A 25,118-nucleotide genomic window follows, 5' to 3' on the forward strand; every position below is an offset into this window, starting at 1 on the left:
GTGTGAATGGCGCGAGCGGGACACAGAACGGGACAGCTGGCACTAGCGGGGGTTCGGGGGGTACCGGGGGTGATGGCGGTACGGGCGGAGTGCTGGCCGGTAACGGCGGTGCTGGCGGCAATGGTGGTAATGGTGCTGCCGGTGGTGATGGGGGCAAGGGCTTCAACGCGACCACGGCCGGGGCCAACGGGACCAACGGTGGTGCCAGCGGTGCTGGCGGCAATGGCGGCAATGGTGGGGCTGGTGGGGCGGCTCAGGCCGCCTCGGGCAGCCAAGGTGTGGGTGGTAATGGCGGGCATGGGGGTGATAGTGGCCAGGCCGGTGATGGCGGCAAGGGTGCTGCCGGTACCCCTAGCGTCAATGGTGGTGTTGGTGGTGCCGGCGGCAACGGCGGTGACACCGGTGTAGCTGGTAAGGGTGGGCAGGCCGGGGCCGGTTTGACCCCAGGCATCGATGGTGCGGACGGTGTGCGGGTGGCTGGGGGCCACGGTGGCGCGGGTGGTGATGGTGCCTCGGGCAATGTCACCGGCGACGGTAATGGCAGGGCCGGTGGTAAAGGCGGTAACGGCGGGAACCTGGGCGATGGCGGTAAGGGCGGCACCGGGGGGTCGGGCCGCGCCGGCGCCGATGGTGTTGCTGGTGGCGTCGGCGGCACCGGCGGTGCCGGTGGCAACGGCGGCACGCTGGGCGGTGACGGCGGTGACGGCGGTGATGGCGGAGCTGGTGGTGCGGGCGGCGCCAACGCCAACGGTGGTGCCGGTGGTACCGGCGGCGCGGGCGGCGCTCTGTTGTCGGCCGGGACCGGCAACGTAGGCGGTACCGGCGGCACGGGCGGCGTGGGCGGCGTCGGCGGACAGGGTGCTGCGGGAACCGGCAGCGGCGGCGCTGGAAGCAACGGTGGCACTGGTGGCGTGGGCGGCGCCGGGGGTGCCGGCGGGGCTGGTATCGGCGGCGTGGGCGGCGGTGATGGCGGCCAAGGCGGCAACGGCGGTAAGGGTGGCGGCGGCGGCAACGGAGCGGCGGGTGTCGGTGTAGGTCCTGGAAGCACTGGTGGCCTCGGCGGTGACGGTGGTGCCGGCGGCGCGGCCGGTGCTGGCGGCGCGGCTACCGACGGTGGCAACGGCGGTCTGGGCGGTACCGGCGGCGGCGGTGGCCAGGGTGGCGCCGGCGGTGCCGCCTCCACTGGTAACGCAAGCAACGTAGCCGGCCAAGGTGGTAGCGGCGGCGACGGCGGGGTCGGCGGTGCGGGTGGTAACTCCAGCACCGGCGCAAACGGCAATGGCGGTGCTGGCGGTCTCGGCGGCAATGGCGGTAACGGCGGCGGCGGCAACGAGACCTTCGCATCGGGCAACGGGGTGCAGGGCGGTGGCGGCGGTGGCGGCGGTGCCGGCGGCAAGGGCGGCAACGCCGGCAGCGGTCTGGGCACTGTCGGTATTGGCGGCGCCGGTGGCACCGGCGGCACCGGCGGGACCGGCGGCACCGCGCTCATCAACAACGGACTGATGTCCACCGGGGAAGGCGGTCAAGGCGGTACGGGCGGTGCCGGTGGCACGACCACCGATACCGCCGGTGGCCAAGGCGGCGGCGGCGGCGCTGGCGGCGGCGGCGGGTCAGCCTTCCTCAACAACGCTGTGGGTGGCGGCGGTGGTGGCGGCGGCGGGGCCGCCCTGCCGGGTGGTGTCGCCGGAACGGGCGGCAACGGCGGCGGCGCTTCGGGCGGAGATCCCCTGCTGCCTGGCGGCAGCGGTGCCACCGGTAGCGGTGGCATTGGTGGCGGTGGTGGCGGCGGCGCACTCGAGGCCGGAGGCGGGTACGCCGCCGGTAACCCAGCTGTCGGTCAGGCCGGTGGCACGGGCGGGCACGACAATGCACAGGCCAATGCGGGAGGCAATGGCGGGGCGGTCGGCGGGTCGGGTGGAACTGGAGGCTTACCCGCCGGTGGCGGCCTGCTTGGCAGCGGAAGCCCTGGCCGCCCAGCCTGACCCGTCACCGCGTGTCCTGCTCGCGGGTGTCGCACCCGCCCGCTAGGCTATCGAACAACTGTTCGGAAGCGATTGTGGGAGCATGCGGTGCGGGTGATGGGTGTAGATCCCGGGTTGACGCGATGCGGGCTGTCGCTCGTAGAGAGCGGTCGCGGTCGCCAGATCACGGCGCTCGACGTCGATGTGGTGCGTACACCTTCGGAGGCGCCGCTGGCCAAGCGGTTGCTGACCATCAGCGATGCCGTCGAACATTGGCTCGACACCCACCATCCCGATGTGCTGGCGATCGAGCGGGTGTTCTCCCAGGTGAACCTGATGACCGTGATGGGCACCGCGCAAGCCGGGGGAGTGATCGCCCTTGCGGCCGCGAAACGCGACATCGACGTGCATTTCCATACCCCGACCGAGGTGAAAGCCGCGGTCACCGGCAACGGGGCCGCGGACAAGGCGCAAGTCACCGCGATGGTCACCAGAATTCTTGCGCTGCAGGCCAAACCGACGCCGGCGGATGCGGCCGACGCGCTCGCCCTGGCCATTTGTCACTGTTGGCGCGCCCCGATGCTCGCCCGCATGGCCGCGGCCGAGGCCAAGGCCGCCGAGCAGCGCAGGGCATATTTGGCAAAGTTGAAGGCGGGGCGATGATTGCTTCGGTTCGAGGTGAGGTGCTCGAGGTGGCGCTCGATCACGTGGTGATCGAAGCGTCCGGCGTTGGCTACCGGGTCAACGCGACACCATCGACACTGGCTACGTTGCGGCAGGGAACGGAAGCCCGGCTGATTACCGCGATGATCGTGCGCGAGGATTCGATGACGCTGTACGGATTCGTCGACACCGAAACCCGCGATCTGTTCCTGACCCTGCTGTCGGTTTCCGGGGTGGGCCCCCGGTTGGCGATGGCGACCCTGGCCGTGCACGACGCCGCCGCATTGCGTCAGGCGCTTGCCGACGGCGATGTCGTCGCTTTGACCAGGGTGCCCGGCATCGGCAAGCGCGGCGCCGAGCGGATGGTTCTGGAACTGCGTGACAAGGTCGGTCCCGTCGCCACTACCGCGGGCGCAGCCGCGACAAATGGTCATGCGGTGCGTAGCCCGGTCGTGGAAGCCCTGGTCGGCCTCGGGTTCGCGGCCAAGCAAGCCGAGGAGGCCACCGACAAGGTGCTGGCCGCGGATCATGACGCAACGACATCGAGCGCGCTGCGGGCCGCCCTGTCGTTGTTGGGTAAGTCGAAATGAGTGACGAGCACCCCGAACGCGATGTCTCACCGGCCCTGACCGTCGGCGAGGGAGACATCGACGTCAGTTTGCGACCGCGCTCGCTGCAGGAGTTCATCGGCCAGCCCCGGGTGCGTGAGCAGCTGCAGCTGGTCATCGAGGGAGCCAAAAACCGGGGCGGCACACCGGACCACATTCTGCTGTCCGGTCCGCCGGGACTGGGCAAGACGTCGTTGGCGATGATCATCGCCGCCGAGCTCGGGTCCTCGCTTCGGGTGACGTCCGGACCTGCGCTGGAACGTGCCGGTGACCTGGCCGCGATGCTGTCCAACCTCGTCGAGCACGACGTGCTGTTCATCGACGAGATTCATCGGATCGCCCGGCCCGCCGAGGAGATGCTTTATTTGGCGATGGAGGACTTCCGGGTCGACGTCGTCGTGGGCAAAGGGCCCGGAGCGACCTCGATCCCGCTGGAAATCGCGCCATTCACCCTGGTCGGGGCGACCACCCGGTCCGGTGCCCTGACCGGCCCGCTGCGCGACCGCTTCGGCTTCACCGCACACATGGATTTCTACGAGCCCGCCGAGCTGGAGCGGGTGCTGGCCCGATCCGCCGGCATCCTCGGCATCGAACTCGGGGTGGAGGCCGGCGCGGAGATCGCACGGCGCTCGCGGGGAACGCCCCGAATTGCCAACCGGCTTTTGCGCCGCGTCCGCGACTTCGCCGAGGTGCGTGCGGACGGCGTCATCACCCGCGACGTGGCCAAGGCCGCACTTGAGGTCTACGACGTCGACGAGCTGGGGCTGGACCGGCTGGACCGCGCGGTGTTGTCGGCGCTGACCCGCAGCTTCGGGGGCGGACCGGTCGGGGTCTCGACGCTGGCCGTGGCGGTCGGCGAGGAGGCCGCGACGGTGGAAGAGGTGTGCGAGCCGTTCCTGGTGCGCGCCGGTATGGTCGCCCGTACCCCTCGCGGCCGGGTGGCGACGGCGCTGGCCTGGACCCATCTTGGGATGACTCCGCCCGCCGGGGTCATGCAGCAAGGGTTGTTCGACTAGTTCGACTAGGAGGAACGATGGTCACCGCCGCCTTGGTTTTCGCCGGACTCGCCGCGGTCTTGCACGTGTACATCTTCGTCATGGAGTCGTTGACCTGGACTTCGCCGCGGACGCGCGCAACATTCGGCACCACGCTGGAGGAGGCCGAAACTACCAAGCTGCTGGCTTTCAACCAGGGCTTCTACAACCTGTTTCTGGCGATCATTACCGGGATCGGCATTGCGGTGCTGCTCACTGGGCATAAGGGAGTGGGCGCCGCGCTCATCCTGGCGGGTGTCGGCTCCATGGCCGCGGCCGCAGTGGTGCTGCTGATCTCGGCTCGGGACAAGGCCCGGGCCGCGTTGACCCAGGGCGCCTTTCCGGCGCTGGCCGTCGTGCTCCTGGTGGTCGGACTCACCGGCTGAGGGCTTGGTCGCCGCCGAGATGGCGGCCAGAATTCATACTCGTTACGCCTCATTAGCCCCATCTGTCACGCGATTGCTTACCCGGCCAAACCCTCGGGTATCCGTTCGTCATGAAGCGCACAGATACCCGCCCCGCCCGGACGCGCATGCCACGGTCCCGCGGCGCGGTCACCGGATTACTACTTGTCATCTTGGGCGCGTGGGGAGCGTTGATTCCCTTCGTCGGCCCCAACTTCGATTTCGCCTACACTCCCGGCCAATCCTGGACCGCGGCCCGCGGCTGGCTTGAGGTACTGCCAGGCGTAGCCACCGTCGTCGGTGGCCTGCTGCTGATCGCATCCCGCAACCGGGCCAGTGCGATGCTCGGCGGCTGGCTGGCAGCCCTGGGCGGCGCCTGGTTTGTCGTCGGCACCACGGTTGCCCCGCTCCTGCAGCTGGGTTCCGTGGGCGACCCCGTCGCCGTCACCGACCGCAAGCGCGCCGCGCTCGAGTTGGCGTACTTCACCGGCCTCGGAACGCTGATCGCGTTCCTGGCCGGGGCGGCATTGGCGCGGACGGCTGCTCGGTTGGCGCGTGACGTCGAGCCGGTCGTTCAGCCCGTCGAGACCTCAACGACCGAGCACATCGAGTCCGCACCGACGACCCAGCAGCCGTACGCCCAGCAGCCCTACGCCCAACAGCCCTACGCCTCGACGGCGTCGACCCCGGCGGAGTCTGAAATGCAGACGACTCCGCGCGGACAACAGCGCGTAGCAACTGACGCGGCTCCTGACGCCGACGAGCCACAACCCAAGGGTGGCGGCTTCTTCCGTCGACACCGGCCCGCGACGCACGTCGGCCACGCGCCGTAAGCCGTAGCCGACAAGCACGGCGGATCGCAAACACCGGTCGCCAACCGCGAGGGTTGGCGATCGGTGCGTTGCAGAGTTAGAGCAAGCCGAGCAGCCGCAGGTCGCTGACGTACTTGGCGATGATCGGCGGGGTGATGTGCGGAATGTCCTTTTCGGGACCGATCTTCGCGTCCTGCACCGCGGCTCGGAACCGGTCGGTGGGTGCGATGGAGCCGCGGACCGGCGCTTCCGGCTTCTGGTAGTTGTGCAGCAGCGGCAACAAAGAGGCGTGACGCTGGCGTTCGGGCAGGCCCCGCAGACTCGTCTCGAACCGCTGCAACCACTCGCCATAGTCGGCGATCCGCCGGATCGGGCAACCGGCGACGTCCGGGTCAATCAGCCAGTCGACGAATTCGTCCAGGCCGATGCCGTCGTCGTACGGGTTCATCACGTGGTAGGTGTGGAACCCGCCGGAACTCTGGGCCCCCAAGGTCGACACCGCTTCGGCGATGAACTCGACCGGCAACCCGTCATAGTGCGCACGCTGCCGATTGCCCTCGGAGTCCAGCTCGTAGAACGAGTCGGGCGCGATCCCGGTGGCCACCAGGCTCAGGATGAGCCGGGTGAACATGTCCGGCACGTTGAGCTGACCGGCGTAGGTGGTGTCGGCCAGGATCATGTCGCACCGGAACACCGCAACCGGCAGACCGCACAGGTCGTGGGCCTCGCGCAGTAGCACCTCGCCCGCCCACTTGCTGTTGCCATAGCCGTTGGCGTAGCTGTCGTCGATCTGACGGGTGGCGCTGACCACGCGGATGTCGGCGTCCTCGGTGAACTCCGACGGCTTGATACCGCTGCCCACGGCGATCGTCGAGGTGTAGGTGAAGGGCTTCTGCTTGCTGGTCAGCGCCAGCCGGATCAGCTCCGCGGTGCCCAGCGCGTTGGGGCCGAACAGCTGGCTGTACGGCAGCACGTGGTTGACCAGCGCCGCGGGGTCGACGATCAGATCGACCGTGTCGGCCAACCGCTGCCACGTCGGTCGGTCCAGACCGAGGTCGGCTTCGCCCTTGTCGCCCGCCAGCACCTCGAGGTGATCGGCCGCCAACTCCCGGTAGTGCGCCAGGAGGGTCGGGTCTCCGCTGTCGAACGTGTTGTCCAGGCGGGCCCGCGCCTCTTCGTCACTCTTGGCCCGCACCAGGCAGACGACCTTGCCGTCGACGAGATCCATCCGCTCCAGCCATTCCAAGGCCAGGTAGCGACCCAGGAAACCGGTGGCACCGGTGAGCAGAACGGTGCGGACCTGCTCGCTGGGTCCCGGCAGGTTCGGAGCCGCCGCCAGGGTGGCGGCGTCGATGAACTTGTCCAGGGTGAGATCGCCGGCGTGCACCTCGACGGCGTCCCGACCATGCACCGAGGCGAACGTCGGCCGCTTCGATCCAGGCTGCCGCTCGGTTTCGATGTAGCGGGCCAGGCCCTGCAGGTCGTTGGCCGGGCTGACGATCACACCCACCGGGACGTCGACGTCGAAGATCTCGTGCAGCAGGTTGGCGAACGACAGCGCCGAGAGAGAGTCGCCGCCCAGGTCGGTGAAGTGGGCTTCCGGATTCAGGTCAGCGGCCGCGGTTCCGAGCAACGCGCCGGCCGCCCGGCACAGCGTCTCCAAGACGGGTCCGTCGGCGCCGTGCTGACGCAGGTTGCGCAGCTCGTTTGCCTGGCTCTCGGCCAGCTCTTGGTAGAGCTGCTCAAGCCGCTCGCCGTAGTGCTGCTTCAACTGCGGACGCGCGAGCTTGCGGATGCCGGTGAGCAGACCGTTTTCCAGCGTCCACGGGGTGGTCTCGATGATGAAGTCGCGGGGGATCTCGTAGGACTGCAGACCATGCGCCTTGGCGACGTCCTGCAGCGAGTCGCTGATCGCCTGCTTGAGCTCGACGGAGTCGAACCGGGCCAACGCCTCCTCGGTGGGCACGATGACCGCGAGCAGGTAGGCGCGGGCGCTGTTGCCGTAGACGAAAACCTGCCGAACCAGCGGGCTGTCGCCGAACAGCGGCTCGAGCTTCGACACGGTGACGAACTCGCCCTGGGACAACTTGAGCACGAAGTTGCGGCGGTCCAGGTAAACGAAGCGGTCCGGGCCGACCTGGGCCATGATGTCGCCGGTGCGGTAGAAGCCGTCCTCGTCGAAAACGCTGGCGGTGACTTCCGGCCGCTTGTAGTAGCCGGGGAACAGGCTCTGCGTCTTGACCAACAGCTCGCCGCGCGGGTGGGGCTGGTCGGTCAGGAAGTAGCCCAATTCGGGAACATCGACCAGCTTGTAGTCGATCACCGTGGGCCGCCGGATCTCGTCGTCGATCAGCACCATTCCGGCCTCGGTGGAGCCATAACCTTCCACCAAGTGCAGGTCGCCGAGCAGCGACTCGACCCACACCTTCATCTCGGCGGAGATGGGAGCCGAGCCGGTCAGCGCCACCACGAAGCGGCCGCCGAGCACGTCCTCGCGCATCTCGGTCAGCACCTGGGTTTCGACTTCCGCCCGGTCCTCGCCGTTGAGTGAGCGCCGATCAACCTCGCTCTGGAACTCCTCGAACAGCATGGTCCAGACGCGCGGCACGAAGTTCAGCTCGGTCGGGCGCACCAGAGCGAGATCCTCGAGCAGCGTCGAGAGGTCGCTCTTGGCCACGAAATACGCTGTGCCGCCGGCACAGAGTGTTCCGAACAGGATCTGCCGACCCATCACGTGGCTCATCGGCATGAAGTTGAGCGTGATCGAGGGCTCGTCGGCCGAGACGAACCATGCGCTCGACTTGCGCCAGAAGTTGAGCACCCGGCTCTGGGGGTACATCGCGCCCTTGGGTGCGCCGGTGCTGCCGGAGGTGTAGATCAGCAGTGCCAGGGGGTCGTCACTGTCGTCGGCGACGGTCGGTGCGGCGGCGGGCAGTGTCCGGCCGCGCTCGATGACCTCGGCCAGCGGCTCGACCGGGATACCGGCCAACCGCGCCCGTGCGGCCTCGACGGCTTCGCGCTGCTCGTCGACCTCGGGACGGTAGTCGAACACGACCAGCGCATCAGGTGTGTGACCACTCGTCAGCACCAGTTCGACGGCGTCGGCGAGATTGTCGATGCTCGCGGCGACCACAGTGGGCTCGGTTTCGGTGACGATCGGCCGCAGTCCGGCGATCGCGGCGCTGGTTTGCAGCGGCACGGACACCGCACCCAAGCGGCTCAGTGCGAGGTCGACGGTGGTGTAGTCGACGCTGCTGAAGCCCAGCACGCAAACGCGGTCGCCCGGACGGACGGTGGCGGACAACGCGTTGCTCAGGGCTCCGGTGCGCTCCCACAGTTCGCCGTAGGTGATGGTGTCGAAGTGGGTCAGCAAGTGCGCTGAAGTGCGGCCTGTCTCAGGGTCGGTGATGAGTTGGACAGCCCGCTGGCCGAGCGCGGGTCGGTCCGCGTAGCCACGCATGACGGTTTCGATGATCTCTGTCAATCCCAGCCCGGGCTGGTCGACCGCCTGCGCGATCTCCGCGTCCGGCTTGGCGGCGGCGAACTGGGGGTCGTTTGCGTAAAGGTCCTCTATGCGGCGGGCGAGCCGCTCTTCGCGGGTAGTAGTCGACATGACGAATCCCCTTGGAATACAGAAAATTAGAAAATTAGGGCGCAACGCTGCGCTGATAGATAGAACGTTAGCTAAAGTAAAGATATTCCACAATGACGGACCGCTGCGAGGTGGCTGTGAATTGCGCCACCCGTCGTTGTTCGAGTGGCGCCGCGGCGGTCCCGACGGCAACCCCAGCGACGAGACCTGCGACGCGTCAGAGCTCGGACAGAATCCCCGTCAGCACCTCAAGGCCTTCGGTCAACAGCTCGTCGCTGATGGTCAGCGGCGGCAGCAGCCTGATGACGTTGCCGAACATGCCGCAGGTCAACACGATGACACCGGCCGCGTGCGCGGAGTTGGCCAGTTTCAGGGTCAGCGCCGGGTCGGGTTCGGCGGTCCCGGACTTCACCAGTTCGATGGCGATCATCGCGCCTCGCCCCCGGACGTCGCCGATCCGATCGTCCGCGGCCTGCGCGCGCAGCAGCGGCTCGATGAGCAGCCGTTCGATCTGCTGGGCTCGCTCGATCAGCCCGTCCTGCTCGATGGTTTCGATAGTGGCCAACGCGGCCGCACAGGCAACAGGGTTGCCGCCGAAGGTGCCGCCGACGCCACTGGTGTGCGGGGCATCCATGATCTCGGCGCGGCCGGTGACCGCCGACAGCGGCAGTCCGTCGGCGATGCCTTTGGCGGTGCAGATCAAGTCGGGCTGGATGCCATTGGGGCCTTCGTGCTCGCAGGCGAACCAAGCTCCCGTGCGCGCAAACCCGGTTTGCACCTCGTCGGCGATGAACACCACGTTGTTCTCGCGGCACCACGTAACCAATGCCGGCAAGAACCCCTCGGCTGGAACGATGAAGCCGCCTTCGCCCTGAATCGGCTCGATGACCACGGCCGCCAGGTTCTGCGCGCCGACTTGCTTGTCGATGACGCTGATGGCACGGGCGGCGGCCTTCTCGCCGTCGGTGGCCAATTCCTTGTCGATGAGGCCGTCTCGATAGGGGTAGGAGATCGGTGCCCGGTAGATCTCCGGCGCGAACGGACCGAAGCCGCTCTTGTACGGCATCGACTTGGCGGTCAACGCCATCGTCAGGTTGGTGCGGCCGTGGTAGGCGTGGTCGAACGCGATCACGGCGGGTTTGCGGGTGTAGGAGCGCGCGATCTTCACCGCGTTCTCAACCGCTTCGGCTCCGGAGTTGAACAACACCGAGCGCTTTTCGCCGTCGCCGGGGGTGATGCGGTTGAGCTGTTCGGCCACGGCCACGTACTGCTCGTACGGCGTCACCATGAAGCAGGCGTGGGTGAACTCGGCGACTTGTGCACGTACCGCGTCCACCACCCGTGGGGACGAGTTGCCGATCGTGGTCACCGCGATGCCCGAGCCCAGGTCGATCAATCGGTTGCCGTCGGCGTCTTCGAGAATGCCGCCACCAGCCCGCACCGCGAAGACCGGAAGGGTAACCCCGACACCGTGGGACACCGCGGCGGTCCGGCGCTTGTTGAGCTCCAGCGAGGCGGGACCCGGGATTTCCGTGACCAATTTCCGACTCTGCTCGAGGCTGGCCACGAATCCTCCTTTCGCGGCGCGGCGGTCACGTCGCGGAACAAGCCTAACCTGATCCGGTGCCCCGCTCGGGAGGCGTTCGCGTGGGATTTCGATGTGAATACCCTGGCCACTGAGCGAACTCGGGGCCCATGCGCTCGATAGCATTTGCCCCGCGTCCGACGGTGTGCCGCGTCGCGTGGCGAACGCTGCCGCCGGGCCGCAATCCGCGGCCTGCCAGACTGGACAACGGGCGCAAGCCCCCGACGAGGTGCGCGACCAACGGGACGGACTGACGCCGACCCCGGCGCACCGAGCAATACCGATACGAAAGACAGGCGTGTTCGATGGATGCTTTGGCCTTGATGTTGCCCTTCGTGATCATCATGGGGGTGTTTGTATTCATTGGGTCGCGTCGGCAGCGACGCGCCTTGCAGGCCACCATCGACCTGCACGAGTCGCTGGAAGTGGGTGATCGGGTCCACACGACGTCCGGACTCGAGGCCAACATCGTCGCCATCACCGACGACACCGTCGACCTGGAGATCGCGCCAGGCGTCGTCACGACGTGGATGAAGCTTGCTATTCGCGACAAGATCCTGCCGGATGACGACGCGGAATTCGACGACGAAGACGTGGATGCAACCGCCGCTGAGGATGACGACACCGCGGACGAGACCCGCGTTGCGAAAGATGCCTAATTACGGCACGTAGTCTTTGCAGAGGCTTTTAGAGGCTCGCACCCGGGCGAGATCGATTTTCAAGGAGACGTTGGAACGTGGCATCGACTTCGGCGCCGGTCCATCCTGCCCGCTACCTGTCGGTATTCGCGTTCATGCTGGTCGGCGTCTACCTGCTGGTTTTCTTCACCGGGGACGGTCGTGCGGCTCCGAAGCTGGGCATTGACCTGCAGGGTGGCACCCGCGTCACGTTGACCGCCCGCACGCCGGACGGTTCGGCGCCGAGCCGGGAGGCGCTGGCGCAGGCGCAGCAAATCATCAGCGCGCGGGTCAACGGGCTCGGGGTTTCGGGCTCTGAGGTGGTCGTCGACGGTGACAACCTGGTCATCACGGTGCCGGGCAACGACGGCAACGAGGCCCGAAATCTCGGACAGACCGCACGTCTGTACATCCGTCCGGTGATCCAGGCCGTACCGGCGGCGACGGAAGAGCCCAATGAGGGGCCCCAGCCAGGCGAGACCCCGCCGGCGAATTCGCCCGCGCCCGGACAACCGCCGGCCCCCGGTTCGCCCGCACCTGGTCAGCCACCCGCGCCCGGCCAGTCGCCTGCGCCTGGTCAGTCCCCGGCGCCGGGTTCGCCGGCGCCCGGCCAGCCGCCGGCACCGAGCCCCAGACCCCAGCCGCGGCCGTTCCCGCAGGACCCGGCGCCCTCGCCTGCCCCGAGTCCGAAACCCAGCCCGACTTCGCAGGCGCCTGCGTCTCCGGCGCCGGCGTCGCCTGCCCCTTCTTCACCCGCGCCGGGGTCACCGGCCCCGACGTCTGCTCAGCCCTCGCCGGCGGAGGTGCCGCCGCCCGATCAGCCCGGGCCGCCGGATCCACGCAAGGATCTCGCCGAACGCATCGCGCAAGAAAAGAAGTGGCGCCAGAGCACCAACCAGTACTTGCAGATGATGGCCTTGCAATACCAATCCCTGCGCTGCAAGGAAAAGGACATCCTGGCCGGCAATGACGACCCGAACCTGCCCCTGGTGACCTGCTCCACCGACCACAAGACCGCTTATCTGCTGGCGCCGTCGATCATCAGCGGCGACCAGATCAAAGACGCCTCCTCGGGCATGGACCAACGCAGCATCGGCTACGTCGTCGATCTTCAGTTCAAGGGGCCGGCGGCGAACACCTGGGCCGACTACACCGCCGCTCACGTCGGAACGCAGACGGCGTTCACCCTGGACTCGCAGGTCGTCAGCGCCCCGGTCATCAATGAAGCCATCCCCGGCGGCAGGACCCAGATCAGCGGGGGAGAGCCGCCGTTCACCGCGGCGGCCGCGCGCCAGCTCGCCAACGTCCTCAAATACGGGTCGCTGCCGCTGTCCTTCGAATCGTCGGAAGCCCAAACCGTCTCGGCGACGCTGGGCCTGCAGTCGCTGCGGGCCGGTCTGATCGCCGGTGCGATCGGGTTGCTGCTGGTGCTGCTGTACTCGCTGCTGTACTACCGAGTACTGGGCCTGCTCACCGCCTTGTCGCTGGTAGCTTCCGGCGCGATGGTTTTCGCAATCCTGGTGTTGCTGGGCAGAGTCATCAACTACACCCTGGACCTCGCGGGCATAGCGGGTCTGATCATCGGTATCGGCACCACCGCCGACTCGTTTGTGGTGTTCTTCGAACGCATCAAAGACGAAATCCGCGAAGGCCGTTCGTTCCGTTCGGCGGTGCCACGGGGTTGGTCGCGAGCCCGCAAGACGATCGTGTCTGGCAACGCCGTGACCTTCCTGGCCGCCGCGGTGCTCTACTTCCTGGCGATCGGCCAGGTGAAGGGATTTGCTTTCACCTTGGGCCTGACCACGATCCTGGACCTCGTCGTGGTGTTCCTGGTGACATGGCCACTGGTGTACCTGGCCTCGAAGTCGCCGAGGATGGCCAAGCCGGCCTACAACGGCCTGGGAGCTGTTCAGCAGGTGGCCCGCGAACGCCGAAGTCAAGCGGGTGCCGCGAAGACAGGACGGGGATAACCACATGGCTTCCGATCGCAACGAGAAGGGGCTGGCGCAGGATGCGGAGGAGTTGACCTCTGACGCCGAACCGCAGAAGTCAACGGCAAAACCTGTGCGGCCCAGCAGTCGCAAGAGCGGCGCAACCAAGGCGCCAGCAGGCAAGTCGCGCGACACCTCGAAGGCCAAGGCAGGTTCAAAGACCGTCAAGGCTGACGACGGCGCCGCCGAAGCCCCTGAAGCCCCTGAAGCCTCCGAAGCGCCCACGGTCGCGGTGCGCCTGACCGACGGTGCCGCCAGCCCCGACGCCAAACCGCCCCAGCACAGCTTCCTGAATCGCCTTTACACCGGAACCGGCGCGTTCGAGGTGGTGGGAAAGCGCAAGCTCTGGTACGGCATCAGTGGCGGCATCGTCGCCATCGCCATCCTGGCCATGATCATTCGCGGGTTCACCTTGGGGATCGACTTCGAGGGCGGCACCACGGTGTCACTGCCCGCCGCGGGCGAGTCCGGCATCATCCAGGTGGATCAGGTCGAGGACGTCTTCAACAAGACCATCGGTAAGGACCCCGACGCTGTGGTGACGGTCGGCAAGGGGGCCGCGGCGACCGTGCAGATCCGTTCGGAAACGCTGACCAACGAGCAGACGGAAAAGCTGCGTGACGCCTTGTTTGAGGCGTTCAAGCCCAAGGGTGCCGACGGCCAGCCCAGCAAGAAGGTCATCAGCGACGCGGCGGTGTCCGCCACCTGGGGAGATCAGATCACCAAGAAGGCGGTAATCGCCCTGGTGGTGTTCCTGGTGCTGTGTGGCCTCTACATCACCGTGCGTTACGAGCGGTACATGACCATCGCGGCGCTCGCGGCCATGTTCTTCGACATCGCGGTCACCGCCGGGGTGTATGCCCTGGTCGGTTTTGAGGTAACGCCCGCGACGGTGATCGGGCTGCTGACGATCCTCGGGTTCTCCATCTACGACACCGTGATCGTGTTCGACAAGGTCGAAGAAAACACCCACGGCTTCCAGCACACCACCCGGCGGACCTATGCCGAGCAGGCCAACCTGGCGATCAACCAGACGTTCATGCGCTCCATCAACACCAGCCTGATCTCGGTACTGCCGGTGCTGGCGCTGATGGTGGTGGCGGTGTGGCTGCTCGGGGTCGGCACCCTGAAGGACTTGGCGCTGGTGCAGTTGATCGGCATCATCGTCGGCACCTACTCGTCGATCTTCTTTGCCACACCGCTGCTGGTCACCCTGCGGGAGCGCACCGAGCTGGTGCGCACCCACACCCGACGGGTCAACCGGCGCCGCACGGCGGGGTCGCGGGCGACCGACGACGCCGCCGACAGCGACATCGCGGACCAGGACACGGAATCTGGGGCCCCCACCGAGGTGGCCGCGGTGGCGGGAGCACAGCCGGACACGGCCACCAAACCGGCAACCAACAAACCGGCCCCGGGCGCGCGGCCGGTGCGACCGACCGGTACCCGTCGTCCCACCGGCAAGAGAAGCGCCCGGCGGTAGTCGCCGATGGTCACCGCGCGGCGGACGACGTTGTGGTGTCGCATCATCGGACTTGCGGCAGCGCTCGTCGCAGGCTCCTCGTTGACCGCCTGTTCGGGCGGCACGGCGGCCAAGATCGACTATGTAGTCGATGGCGCGCTGCCGACCTACAACGTCAACACCGTCATCGGCGCGGCGTCGGCGGGAGCGCAGGCGTTCGCCCGTACCCTCACCGGCTTCACCTACCACGGGCCCGACGGGCAGGTGGTTGCCGACCGCGACTTCGGCACCGTCTCGGTGGTGGGCGGTTCGCCGCTGGTGCTGGATTATCAGATCGCCGACAACGCCGTGTACTCCGACGGCAAGCCGATAACCTGCGACGATCTCGTGCTGGCCTGGGCCGCCCAGTCCGGCCGCTTTCCCGGTTTCGATGCCGCCACACAGGCCGGCTACCTCGACATCGCCAACATCGACTGCACGCCGGGTCAGCGCAAGGCCCGGGTCTCGTTCATCCCGGATCGCGGTTTCGTCGACTACACCCAGTTGTTCACGGCGACATCGCTGATGCCGTCACACGTGCTCTCCGACCTGCTCGGCACCGACGTCACCAAGGCACTGCTGGACAACAACGGTCCCGTGGTGGAAAACATTGCGCGACTGTGGAATTCGACGTGGGACCTGAAACCGGGCGCTGACCTCAAACGCTTCCCGTCGTCGGGGCCGTACAAGGTCGAGTCCGTCCTGCCGGGCGGTTCGGTGGTGCTCGTCGCCAACGACCGCTGGTGGGGCGCCAAGCCCGTCACCAAGCGGATCACCGTGCGGCCGCTGGGCGTCGACATCCAGGACCGGGTCAACAACCGCAGCGTCGACGTGGTCGATATCGCGGCCGGATCCTCGGGTGCGCTGGCAACGCCGGACAACTATCAACGCACCGACTCGCCCTCGGCGGGGATCATGCAGTTGATCTTCGCGCCGAAGGGTCCGCTGTTCGACGTCCGCAATCGCCGCGCACTGTCGCTGTGCATCCCGCGGGAGGCGATCGCCCGGGACGCCGGAACGGCAATCGCCAATTCGCGGCTCAATCCGGCCACCGAGGATCCCATCGCCGAGGCCGACGGGGCCGCGCAGGCCGCACCGTTCAACAAGGGTGATGCGGCCGCCGCCCGCGATGCGCTGGGCGGAGCGCCGCTGACGGTCCGGATCGGCTTCCATGGACCCAATGCACGCCTGGCGGCCACCATCGGCACCATCGCGAAGTCCTGCGCCCCCGCCGGTATCACCATCTCCGACGTGACTCTGGATATCCCCGGGCCACAGGCTCTACGGGAAGGCAAGATTGACGTGTTGCTGTCCAGCACCGGGGGGGCCAGTGGCAGCGGATCGAGCGGGTCGTCGCTGGTGGACGCGTACGCCCTGCACGGCGGCAATGGCAACAACCTCTCCGGGTACGCAAACCCCCAGGTCGACGGGATCATCGGCGCACTGGCCGTCTCCGCCGACCCCGGCGAACGGATCCGGTTGCTCGCCGAGGGGGCGCCGATTCTCTGGACCGACCTGCCCACGTTGCCGTTGTATCGTCAGCAGCGGATTTTGCTGATGTCGAAAAAGATGTACGCAGTGAGCAAAAACCCGACTCGATGGGGCGCCGGGTGGAACATGGACCGCTGGTCTCTTACCCAGTGAGCCGACCAGTTGCCGCTATGACGCCTCGTGAGGTCGTGAATGAGTTCTCCGCCCGTTGCCCAGTTGATCGCATCCCTGACCAGGGACGTCGCAGACTTTCCGGAGCCGGGAGTCCAGTTCAAAGACCTCACCCCGCTGTTCGCCGATCGGGACGGCTTCGCGACGGTCGTCGACGCGCTCGCCGAAATTGCTTCCGGTGCCGACCTCGTGGCCGGGATCGAGTCCCGGGGTTCACTGGTGGCTGCGGCCGCTGCCGTCCGGCTCAATTGCGGCGTGTTGTCCATCCGCAAGCGTGGCAAGCTACCGCCGCCGGTGATCGGCGAGGACTATGTCCGGGAGTACGGCCCCGCGGCCATAGAAATCCCGGCCGACGGCCTCGACCTGCAGGATCGCAGCATCGTGATCATCGACGACGTGCTGGCCACCGGCGGAACCCTGAGCGCGGCGGCGCGGTTGTTGACGCGCGCCGGGATGAACGTGACCGGGGCGGCCGTGTTGGTGGAACTTCCGGCGCTCGGCGGTCGCGAAGCCATTGCGCCGTTGGCGGTTCAAAGTTTGAGCTACGCCTGAGCCCGCCGCGAAGCGATATCCTCAAGGTCGGAGGTGACGACCGTGGCGGATAACCCAAGCGCAACGCAAGCTGTTGCGTCGCCAGCAGATTTGGTGCTGCCCGATGCGGAAGCGGCGCCCCCGGAAGCGGCGCCGGTCGTCGAGACGCCGGAACCGCCGGTAGAAACACTCAAGACCACCAGCAGCGCGTCCCGTCGGGTTCGGGCGCGGCTGGCTCGCCGGATGACCGCCCGCAACAGCGGCATCAATCCCGTGCTGGAGCCGCTGGTAGCCGTGCACCGGGAGATCTACCCCAAAGCGGATCTGTCGATGTTGCAGCGGGCCTACGAGGTGGCCGAGCAACGGCACGCCAGTCAGCTGCGGCACAGCGGTGATCCCTACATCACCCACCCGCTGGCCGTCGCCAACATCCTGGCTGAGCTGGGCATGGACACCACCACCTTGATCGCCGCGCTGCTGCACGACACCGTCGAAGACACCGGCTACACCCTGGAAGCCCTGTCGGAGGAGTTCGGCGAGGAGGTGGGCCATCTTGTCGACGGGGTGACCAAGTTGGACCGCGTCGTACTGGGTAGCGCCGCCGAAGGCGAAACCATCCGCAAGATGATCACCGCGATGGCCCGCGACCCCCGGGTGCTGGTGATCAAGGTGGCCGACCGCCTGCACAACATGCGCACGATGCGGTTCCTGCCCCCGGAGAAGCAGGCGCGCAAGGCCCGCGAAACGCTGGAAGTCATTGCGCCGCTGGCGCATCGGCTGGGGATGGCCAGCGTCAAGTGGGAACTGGAAGACTTGTCGTTCGCGATCCTGCACCCCAAGAAGTACGAGGAGATCGTGCGGCTGGTCGCCGGCCGGGCCCCGTCCCGGGACACCTACCTCGCCAAGGTACGCGCCGAGATCACCGCCACCCTGAACGCGTCCAAGATCAAGGCCGTCGTCGAGGGCCGCCCGAAGCATTACTGGTCGATCTACCAGAAGATGATCGTCAAGGGCCGCGACTTCGACGACATCCACGACCTCGTTGGCATCCGCATCCTGTGCGACGAGATCCGGGACTGCTATGCCGCCGTCGGCGTTGTCCACTCGCTGTGGCAGCCGATGGCGGGACGGTTCAAGGACTACATCGCCCAGCCCCGGTACGGCGTGTACCAGTCGCTGCACACCACGGTTGTCGGGCCCGAAGGCAAGCCGCTGGAAGTGCAAATCCGCACCAACGACATGCACAACACGGCCGAATTCGGCATCGCCGCGCACTGGCGCTACAAGGAAACCAAGGGCCGCAACGGCGTTCCGCATCCGCACGCGGCAGCCGAAATCGACGACATGGCCTGGATGCGCCAACTGCTCGACTGGCAACGGGAGGCGGCCGATCCCGGCGAGTTCCTGGAGTCGCTGCGTTACGACCTTGCGGTGCAAGAGATTTTCGTGTTCTCGCCCAAGGGTGACGTCTACACTTTGCCGACGGGTTCCACGCCGGTGGACTTCGCCTACGCGGTGCACACCGAGGTGGGTCACCGCTGCATCGGCGCCAGGGTCAACGGCCGGTTGGTGGCGCTGGAACGCAAGCTGGAAAACGGGGAAGTCGTCGAGGTTTTCACGTCCAAGGCGCCCAACGCCGGCCCCTCGCGGGACTGGCAACAGTTCGTGGTGTCGCCGCGAGCGAAGACGAAGATCCGGCAGTGGTTCGCCAAGGAGCGGCGCGAGGAAGCGCTGGAAGCCGGCAAGGAAGCCATGGCCCGTGAGGTCCGGCGCGGCGGACTTCCGTTGCAGCGCTTGGTGAGTGCGGACTCCATGAGTGCGGTGGCGCGGGAACTGCACTACACCGACGTCTCGGCGCTGTACACCGCGATCGGTGAGGGACACGTGTCGGCCCGCCATGTCGTGCAGCGGCTGCTGGCCGAGCTCGGCGGAATCGACCAAGCCGAAGAGGAACTGGCCGAACGGTCCACGCCGGCGACCATGCCGCGCCGGCCACGCAGCACCGAAGACGTCGGCGTCGCGGTCCCGGGCGCCCCGGGTGTGCTGACCAAGCTGGCCAAGTGCTGCACCCCCGTACCCGGTGACCAGATCATGGGTTTCGTCACCCGCGGCGGGGGAGTGAGCGTGCACCGCACCGACTGCACCAACGCCGCGTCGTTGCAGCAGCAGGCCGAGCGCATCATCGAGGTGCTCTGGGCGCCGTCACCCTCGTCGGTGTTCCTGGTGGCAATCCAGGTCGAGGCGCTGGACCGGCACCGGTTGCTCTCGGATGTGACGCGCGTCCTGGCCGACGAGAAGGTCAACATTCTGTCCGCATCGGTGACGACGTCCGGTGACCGAGTTGCCATCAGCCGGTTCACCTTCGAGATGGGTGACCCCAAGCATCTGGGTCACCTGCTCAACGTGGTGCGCAACGTCGAGGGCGTATACGACGTGTATCGGGTGACTTCTGCGGCGTAGGAGCCGCCTGAGTTTGCTGTGGCTACCCACCGGACTCGGGCGTGGGTGGGTCGGTCCAAATCAACGTCGTGGACTTCATCGGTGCCGACGGCAGCGACGGTCAAACCTTTATGTAGCGCTGCAAATTTAGACGTGTATGGGGTGACATCGGCAGCATAGGAGCCGCCTAGAGCACGCCTAGAGACGCTTACGGACGGGCTAGAACAAAGCGCCGAGACCGCCGAGCCCGCCTTTACCGCCGCTGCCACCGAAGATGGCGCCGGACCCAGTGGGAGGGCCGCCGTCGCCACCGGACGTGCCGGAGAGCCCCGCGACGTAATTGCCCTGGGGGTTCCAGGTACCGCCGCCCTGTCCGCCGTTCCCACCATCTCCGCCGGAGCCGCCCGGACCGCCGAATAGGCCCGCAGCGCCCTGGCCGCCGGTACCCCCGCTACCGCCGTTGCCGCCGTTGCCGCCGTTGCCGCCTTTACCCACGAGGCCGAGGCCGCCGCTTCCGCCCCAGCCGCCCGTGCCGCCCACATGGCCGCTGTCGGAGGTGCCGCCGTCGCCGCCCTTGCCGCCGTTCCCGCCGGTGCTGCCTTGGCCGCCCGTGCCGCCGTCGCCGCCACTGCCGGCAGCTCCGTTGAAGAGGTCGCCGTTGCCGCCGTTCCCGCCGTTGCCGCCGTTGCCGCCGTTACCGCGAGCGCCCGTGGCGCCGGTAGCGCCGGTAGTGGAGCCCTGACCGCCGGCACCGCCGGCACCGCCGAACCCGCCGTCGCCGCCGGAGCCTCCCTTGCCGCCGTTACCGGCCTTTGGATCGTTGATGGTGGGAACAGCGCCGTTGCCGCCGTTGCCGCCGGTGCCGCCCGTGCCGCCGGTCCCGCCGGTCCCGCCGGCACCGCCGGCGCCCTGTTTGCCGGCCTGTCCGGCAACGGCTGTGCCGCCGGCACCGCCGGCGCCGCCGGTGCCGCCGGTGCCACCCGTCGCGCCGATCCCGCCGGCACCGCCGCTCCCGCCGGAGCCCTCACTGGGTGATACGCCGTTGCTGCCCGTGCTGCCGACGCCACCCGTGCCGCCGGTGCCACCGACGCCGCCGGTGCCGCCATCGCCACCGTTGCCGGCCCACGAACCTCCTTTACCGCCGGCGCCTCCCACCCCGCCGGTGCCGCCCGTTCCGCCGACCGCCCCCGCAGCTCCGCTGCTGCCCTGGCCGCCGGCACCGCCGGTGCCGCCCTTGCCGCCGTTGCCGACGAGGCCGCCGTCGCCGCCGTTGCCGCCGGCCGCGCCGGTGCCGCCGGGGGTGGTGGCGTCCGCGCCCTTTCCGCCGTTCCCGCCGTTGCCGCCGCTGCTGGCGATGGCGCCGGTCGCACCGGTGTTGCCCTGCTTGGAACCCGAACCGCCGAGGCCGCCCTCGCCACCCATTCCGGGGTCGCCGCCGTTGCCTCCGTTGCCGCCGATGCCGTTGTTGACGCTCATCGTTCCGGCTGCACCGTTGCCGCCATTGCCGCCGGCTCCGCTGGTCCCGCCGGCGCCACCGTCGCCGCCCGCGCCCCAGGTGCCAGCCTTACCTGCCGGCGCGGCGCCACCGGCTCCGCCGTTGCCGCCGGCACCGCCCTTGCCGCCTTTACCACCATTGCCGCCGGCTTGACCGTGGGCGCCGAGCTCGGTGGCGTCGGCGCCGTTGCTGCCTTGGCCTCCGGTGCCGCCCGTGCCACCTCTGCCGCCGTTCCCCCCGTCGCCGCCGTCGCCGGCAAGGGCACCGCCCGAACCACCGGCTCCGCCATGGCCGCCGGAACCGCCGACACTGCCCGCCTGACCGTTTGCGCCATCGCCTATTCCGGGCAATCCAGGGCTGCCGGTGCTGCCGTTTCCGCCGTCACCGCCCCTACCGCCGTTGCCAACCAGCCCGCCGTTTCCGCCGTTCCCGCCGTTTCCGCCATTGGGGTTTCCGCCCAAGAGGAAGCCGTCGCCTCCGCGGCCCCCGTCGCCGCCGTTGCCGCCGCTGGTAGGCATGGCGCCCTTCGCGCCGTTCTCGCCATGCGTCGACCCTTGACCCCCGATGCCGCCGGCTCCGCCTTGACCTGGATCGCCGCCTTTGCCGCCGTTCCCACCGGCACTGCCGGCGAAGCCATCCCCGCCTCTGCCGCCGTTGCCGCCGACTCCGCCAGTGCCTCCGTCGCCACCGGCTCCGCCCGCGCCCTGCATTCCGGCCTTGCCCGCCGGTGCCGCGCCGCCGGCTCCGCCGTTCCCGCCGTTTCCGCCGGCCCTGCCATTCTGGCCGTTGGTGCCATCGCCACCCTGGCCGCCGGATGCGGTGGCGTCCAGACCGTCTGTTCCGTTTGCGCCGTTGCCGCCTCTGCCGCCAACGCCGCCATTACCGCCGTTTCCGCCGTCACCCCCCAGTGCTCCACCTGCCCCACCGGCCCCGCCGTGGCCTCCGGCACCTCCGTCAACGCCGGGTCCAAAGAAGAAACTTGTTCCATCGGAGCCGTTTCCGCCGTTTCCGCCGTTTCCGCCATTGCCGACCAGCCCGCCGTTACCGCCGTTTCCGCCATTGCCGCCTGATTGGCCCGGGGTTAGGAAGATCCCCGGCATGCCGTGTCCGCCGTGTCCGCCGTTTCCGCCGCTTGTCGGGGTACTACCGGCCGCACCCGCCAGGCCGGGGGTGATTCCCGTGCCCCCTGCGCCGCCCAGTCCTCCGGCGCCGGGATCGCCGCCGTTTCCGCCGTTCCCGCCGTTGCCGCCAAAGACGGTCGAGACTCCACCGTTCCCGCCGTCACCAGGTGCCCCACCGGCACCGCCGACGCCGCCGTGTCCGCCGCGGCCGTCGTAGCCTGCGTGGCCTAACAGGCCGCTGGCGCCCCCGGCCCCGCCGTTACCACCCGCTCCGCCGTTACCGCCGGCTCCGCCGTTGCCGCCGTCACCGCCGTTTCCCGCGACGGCCTCGAAGTTCGAGGCGTGACTGCCGTTGGCGCCCGCGCCGCCGTCGCCGCCGACGCCGCCCATGCCGCCGTTGCCGCCCACTCCACCATTGCCCAGCAGCAGTCCGCCAGCGCCACCGGCACCGCCGTCACCGCCCGCTCCGCCGGCACCGCCGTTGCCGCCGTTGCCGCCCGACGTCGACGGATCCGTTGGGGCGATGGCCGACGCGCCGTCGGCACCGGCGGAGCCGTTGCCCCCGGCCCCGCCCGCGCCGCCAGTGCCGATCAGGCCTGCCCGGCCTCCGTTGCCGCCAACCCCGCCGGACAAGCCCGGGCCGGCAGCGGTGCCGCCGATACCGCCGACGCCGCCTTGGCCGAACAGCAATCCACCCAGACCGCCTGTCCCGCCTGCGCCGCCGTCGACACCTGAGTCGCCGATCCCGCCGGCGCCGCCGGTGCCGCCGGTGCCGAACAAACCGGCCTGACCGCCCGCACCGCCGGTCCCCCCGGCGGCCCCGCCGCTGCCGCCGGAACCGCCGTCCCCGTAGATCCATCCACCCTGGCCGCCGCTACCACCGGCGCCGCCGGTGACGCCCGCGGCCCCGGCACCGCCCGCGCCACCGACCCCGCCGTTGCCGAACAGCCAGGCCCGACCGCCGACCCCCCCGGCCACGCCTGCCGCCGCGGTGCTGCCGCCGCCACCGCCGTGGCCGAACAGCACCCCGCCGTTGCCGCCGACACCGCCTGCCCCGCCGCCGATTCCGGCGCCGCCCGCGCCGCCGTTGCCCAACAGCCCGGCATTACCGCCGGCGCCGCCCGTCCCGCCGCTGCCGCCATTGCCGCCGTTGCCCAGCAACCATCCGCCGTTGCCGCCCGCGCCACCGACCGCGCCCGCACCACCGGCACCGCCGTTACCGCCCCTGCCGATCAGTCCCGCTGCGCCACCGGCGCCGCCGGCAATTCCCGGGGCGTCACCGGCCATCCCGTTACCGCCGTTGCCGTACAACAAACCTCCCGGCGCGCCCGCCTGTCCCGGCAACGTTCCGTCCGCGCCGTCACCGATCAGCGGCCGGCCGAACCAGGCCTGGGTTTGCGCATTCACCGCGTTGAGCAACCACTCCGCATTGAGCCCCTCGGTCTGCGCATAAGACGCCGCGGTGGCGGACAGAGTTTGCGCGAACTGGTCGTGGAACGCCACTACCCGCGCGCTCAGCGCCTGATACTCGTTTGCCTGTGTGCCGAAGAGCGTGGCGATGGCCGCGGATACCTCGTCGGCGGCCGCCGGCAGGAGAGTCGTCGTGTGGACTGCGGCCGCCGCGTTCGCGGCCGTAATCGTTGCCTGTATCTTCGCCAGATCCGTTGCCGCAGTGGCTATTGACTCGGGCAGCACCAACATGAACGACATAGATCAGCCCCCCCTCTGAAAGCTGAATTTGACGCTGGTGACAATAAAATTAGCCAAGAGGTGGATTGCGCCGCATGTGGCGGGCGCAATTCAGATAAAACACCTGACTTTCAGGCATATTTCGAGGCGGGTGCCCACCGGTGCCCGACTTCCGGGTTTGCTCTGGCAGTGACGGGCAGACCGCGCTCTGACCCCTGGCGTCCCAGTTAACGTAACCGCACCGACTTGACCGTGACGGTGCTGGCGGCTGCCCATCCTCGGCGCCATCCACCACGCCGGCCTGCGCGATCGCATGGATGATTTCCAGACCCGCCTCGTCGATCGTGCCGAAAACCGGGTACTCCGGCGGCAATTCGGAGTCGTTGTACACCAGGAAGAACTGACTGCCGTTGGTGTTGGGTCCGGCGTTGGCCATGGCCAGGGTGCCGCGCGGATACAGCACCGGCTGACTGAGAGCGGGATCGTCGGCCTGGTACTGGTCGGTCGGGTATTCGTTGGCGAACTCGTACCCCGGTCCGCCGGTGCCGTCGCTCCTCGGATCACCGCACTGCAGCACGCCAAGAGTCGCCGTGACGGTCAGTCGGTGGCAATACGTGTTGTCGAAGAACCCCTGCTGAGCCAGGCTGACGAAACTGTTCACCGTGCACGGGGATTCGTTGTTGGCGAGTTGCAGTCCGATGTCGCCATGGTCGGTGCTGAGGGTGGCGGGGATCTGCGGGGGATCGGTCGGGACCTTGCCCGACTGCGGCGGTTTGGCTGGTTTCGCGGCCGGTTCCGCCGCGGCCGGGTACTGGCAGTTCGCGCCGAGATTGGCCGGTGCCGCGAACGCCGGCAGCGGGGGCACGCTGGGTGTCGCCGACGCAGCGGATGTGTGGTCTGCGGGTGCGTCGGTCTCCGACACGTCAGAACTGCCCGGCGACGAGGTGGTGTCGTTCTTCGTGTTCGGGAGCACCAGCACCGCGAAGATGCCCGCCGCGATGGCCAGCACGGCGACGGACCCGAGCGCGGTTAGCAGCAGCGTGCGCTTGCGCTGAGGGGCGGGCGGATGGGGCTGCTCCGCGCTGGGTTGCGGTGCGCTGGGTTGCGGCGTGTTCGGCGGCGGCCCGCTGGCCGGTGGCGATACTTCCGGCATCACACTCTGCGCCGGCGCCAGCTGGGTCGGTACATCGCCAAGCCGCGCCGGACGCGGCGGCGGGGGAGGCGGCGCAGTGGGTCGGGCCCGCAACGCAGCCCTCGCCGCGTCGGCGAGTTCTGGTGGCGTGTTCCCTGTGAATGAGTCCAGCTTGTTTTAGAGTCCTGTGGCCCGAGGTCGGGCTGGAAGGGACGATGAAA

Annotated in this window: 14 protein-coding genes and 2 pseudogenes; 12 read left to right on the plus strand and 4 right to left on the minus strand. The window is 68.6% G+C overall.

All coding sequences use genetic code 11. The annotated features are described in order from the left end of the window. Positions 1–26: 26 nt before the first annotated feature. The 6 genes and pseudogenes from BST27_RS34650 to BST27_RS25335 all read left to right on the plus strand — a co-directional run. Positions 27–1,982: pseudogene (locus BST27_RS34650) on the plus strand (PE family protein); the annotation flags it as partial. Positions 1,983–2,069: 87 nt separating this feature from the next. Continuing rightward, positions 2,070–2,624 (plus strand): crossover junction endodeoxyribonuclease RuvC, encoded by a 555-nt coding sequence (gene ruvC / locus BST27_RS25315; RefSeq protein WP_069422184.1) that lies wholly within the window; start codon positions 2,070–2,072, stop codon positions 2,622–2,624. Beyond that, entirely contained in the window at positions 2,621–3,214 is a 594-nt protein-coding gene (gene ruvA / locus BST27_RS25320; protein WP_069422183.1) for a Holliday junction branch migration protein RuvA, read from the plus strand. The genes ruvC and ruvA overlap by 4 nt, the downstream gene beginning before the upstream one ends. Further along, positions 3,211–4,248 carry a Holliday junction branch migration DNA helicase RuvB gene (ruvB, locus tag BST27_RS25325; RefSeq protein ID WP_069422182.1) on the plus strand — a complete coding sequence of 346 codons (1,038 nt, stop codon included), beginning with the start codon at positions 3,211–3,213 and terminating at the stop codon, positions 4,246–4,248. Before ruvA ends, ruvB begins: the two co-directional genes overlap by 4 nt. A 17-nt stretch (positions 4,249–4,265) precedes the next feature. Further along, positions 4,266–4,652, plus strand: coding sequence for a DUF1304 domain-containing protein (locus BST27_RS25330; protein ID WP_069422181.1), 387 nt, complete (start codon positions 4,266–4,268; stop codon positions 4,650–4,652). Positions 4,653–4,762: 110 nt separating this feature from the next. Further along, positions 4,763–5,503, plus strand: a complete 741-nt coding sequence (locus BST27_RS25335; protein ID WP_069422180.1) for a hypothetical protein — start codon at positions 4,763–4,765, stop codon at positions 5,501–5,503. Between the two features lie 76 nt (positions 5,504–5,579). Here the strand turns inward: BST27_RS25335 and car are convergent, their stop codons facing one another. After that, positions 5,580–9,095 carry a carboxylic acid reductase gene (car, locus tag BST27_RS25340; RefSeq protein ID WP_069422179.1) on the minus strand — a complete coding sequence of 1,172 codons (3,516 nt, stop codon included), beginning with the start codon at positions 9,093–9,095 and terminating at the stop codon, positions 5,580–5,582. A 196-nt stretch (positions 9,096–9,291) separates the two neighbouring features. Next, positions 9,292–10,641, minus strand: coding sequence for a 4-aminobutyrate--2-oxoglutarate transaminase (gene gabT, locus BST27_RS25345; protein ID WP_069422178.1), 1,350 nt, complete (start codon positions 10,639–10,641; stop codon positions 9,292–9,294). Between the two features lie 323 nt (positions 10,642–10,964). Here gabT and yajC point away from each other — a divergent pair, with 323 nt between their 5' ends. From yajC to BST27_RS25375, 6 genes are all read left to right on the plus strand, one after another. Then, the gene (yajC, locus tag BST27_RS25350) at positions 10,965–11,318 is read left to right on the plus strand and encodes a preprotein translocase subunit YajC (RefSeq protein WP_069422177.1); all 354 of its coding nucleotides are present in this window, start codon (positions 10,965–10,967) and stop codon (positions 11,316–11,318) included. Between the two features lie 77 nt (positions 11,319–11,395). Beyond that, positions 11,396–13,306, plus strand: a complete 1,911-nt coding sequence (gene secD / locus BST27_RS25355) for a protein translocase subunit SecD (RefSeq protein ID WP_069422176.1) — start codon at positions 11,396–11,398, stop codon at positions 13,304–13,306. Positions 13,307–13,310: 4 nt separating this feature from the next. Then, the gene (gene secF / locus BST27_RS25360) at positions 13,311–14,810 is read left to right on the plus strand and encodes a protein translocase subunit SecF (RefSeq protein WP_079220085.1); all 1,500 of its coding nucleotides are present in this window, start codon (positions 13,311–13,313) and stop codon (positions 14,808–14,810) included. A 6-nt stretch (positions 14,811–14,816) separates the two neighbouring features. Continuing rightward, positions 14,817–16,472 carry an ABC transporter substrate-binding protein gene (locus tag BST27_RS25365; protein ID WP_069422175.1) on the plus strand — a complete coding sequence of 552 codons (1,656 nt, stop codon included), beginning with the start codon at positions 14,817–14,819 and terminating at the stop codon, positions 16,470–16,472. 39 nt (positions 16,473–16,511) lie between these two features. Continuing rightward, positions 16,512–17,042: an adenine phosphoribosyltransferase gene (locus BST27_RS25370; RefSeq protein ID WP_069422174.1), complete on the plus strand. Its 531-nt coding sequence runs from the start codon at positions 16,512–16,514 to the stop codon at positions 17,040–17,042. A 42-nt stretch (positions 17,043–17,084) separates the two neighbouring features. Continuing rightward, complete coding sequence (locus BST27_RS25375) at positions 17,085–19,481, plus strand: RelA/SpoT family protein (RefSeq protein ID WP_069422187.1); 2,397 nt, start codon at positions 17,085–17,087, stop codon at positions 19,479–19,481. Positions 19,482–19,679: 198 nt separating this feature from the next. Here BST27_RS25375 and BST27_RS25380 read toward each other — a convergent pair whose 3' ends face one another. Together BST27_RS25380 and BST27_RS25385 are read right to left on the minus strand one after the other, a co-directional pair. Further along, the gene (locus tag BST27_RS25380) at positions 19,680–23,786 is read right to left on the minus strand and encodes a PE family protein (protein WP_083148670.1); all 4,107 of its coding nucleotides are present in this window, start codon (positions 23,784–23,786) and stop codon (positions 19,680–19,682) included. A gap of 206 nt (positions 23,787–23,992) precedes the next feature. Continuing rightward, positions 23,993–24,918: pseudogene (locus tag BST27_RS25385) on the minus strand (peptidylprolyl isomerase). Between the last annotated feature and the right edge of the window lie 200 nt (positions 24,919–25,118).

Source organism: Mycobacterium intermedium (genome assembly GCF_002086275.1).
Classification (GTDB): Bacteria; Actinomycetota; Actinomycetes; order Mycobacteriales; family Mycobacteriaceae; genus Mycobacterium; species Mycobacterium intermedium.

What these genes read in the sequence shown, in the direction of transcription:
- secF (WP_079220085.1), top strand. Translation starts at nt 13,311, where the DNA reads ATGGCTTCCGATCGCAACGAGAAGGGGCTGGCGCAGGATGCGGAGGAG.
- BST27_RS25365 (WP_069422175.1), top strand. Translation starts at nt 14,817, where the DNA reads ATGGTCACCGCGCGGCGGACGACGTTGTGGTGTCGCATCATCGGACTT.
- ruvA (WP_069422183.1), top strand. Translation starts at nt 2,621, where the DNA reads ATGATTGCTTCGGTTCGAGGTGAGGTGCTCGAGGTGGCGCTCGATCAC.
- BST27_RS25370 (WP_069422174.1), top strand. Translation starts at nt 16,512, where the DNA reads ATGAGTTCTCCGCCCGTTGCCCAGTTGATCGCATCCCTGACCAGGGAC.
- ruvB (WP_069422182.1), top strand. Translation starts at nt 3,211, where the DNA reads ATGAGTGACGAGCACCCCGAACGCGATGTCTCACCGGCCCTGACCGTC.
- BST27_RS25330 (WP_069422181.1), top strand. Translation starts at nt 4,266, where the DNA reads ATGGTCACCGCCGCCTTGGTTTTCGCCGGACTCGCCGCGGTCTTGCAC.
- car (WP_069422179.1), bottom strand. Translation starts at nt 9,095, where the DNA reads ATGTCGACTACTACCCGCGAAGAGCGGCTCGCCCGCCGCATAGAGGAC.
- BST27_RS25380 (WP_083148670.1), bottom strand. Translation starts at nt 23,786, where the DNA reads ATGTCGTTCATGTTGGTGCTGCCCGAGTCAATAGCCACTGCGGCAACG.
- BST27_RS25335 (WP_069422180.1), top strand. Translation starts at nt 4,763, where the DNA reads ATGAAGCGCACAGATACCCGCCCCGCCCGGACGCGCATGCCACGGTCC.
- yajC (WP_069422177.1), top strand. Translation starts at nt 10,965, where the DNA reads ATGGATGCTTTGGCCTTGATGTTGCCCTTCGTGATCATCATGGGGGTG.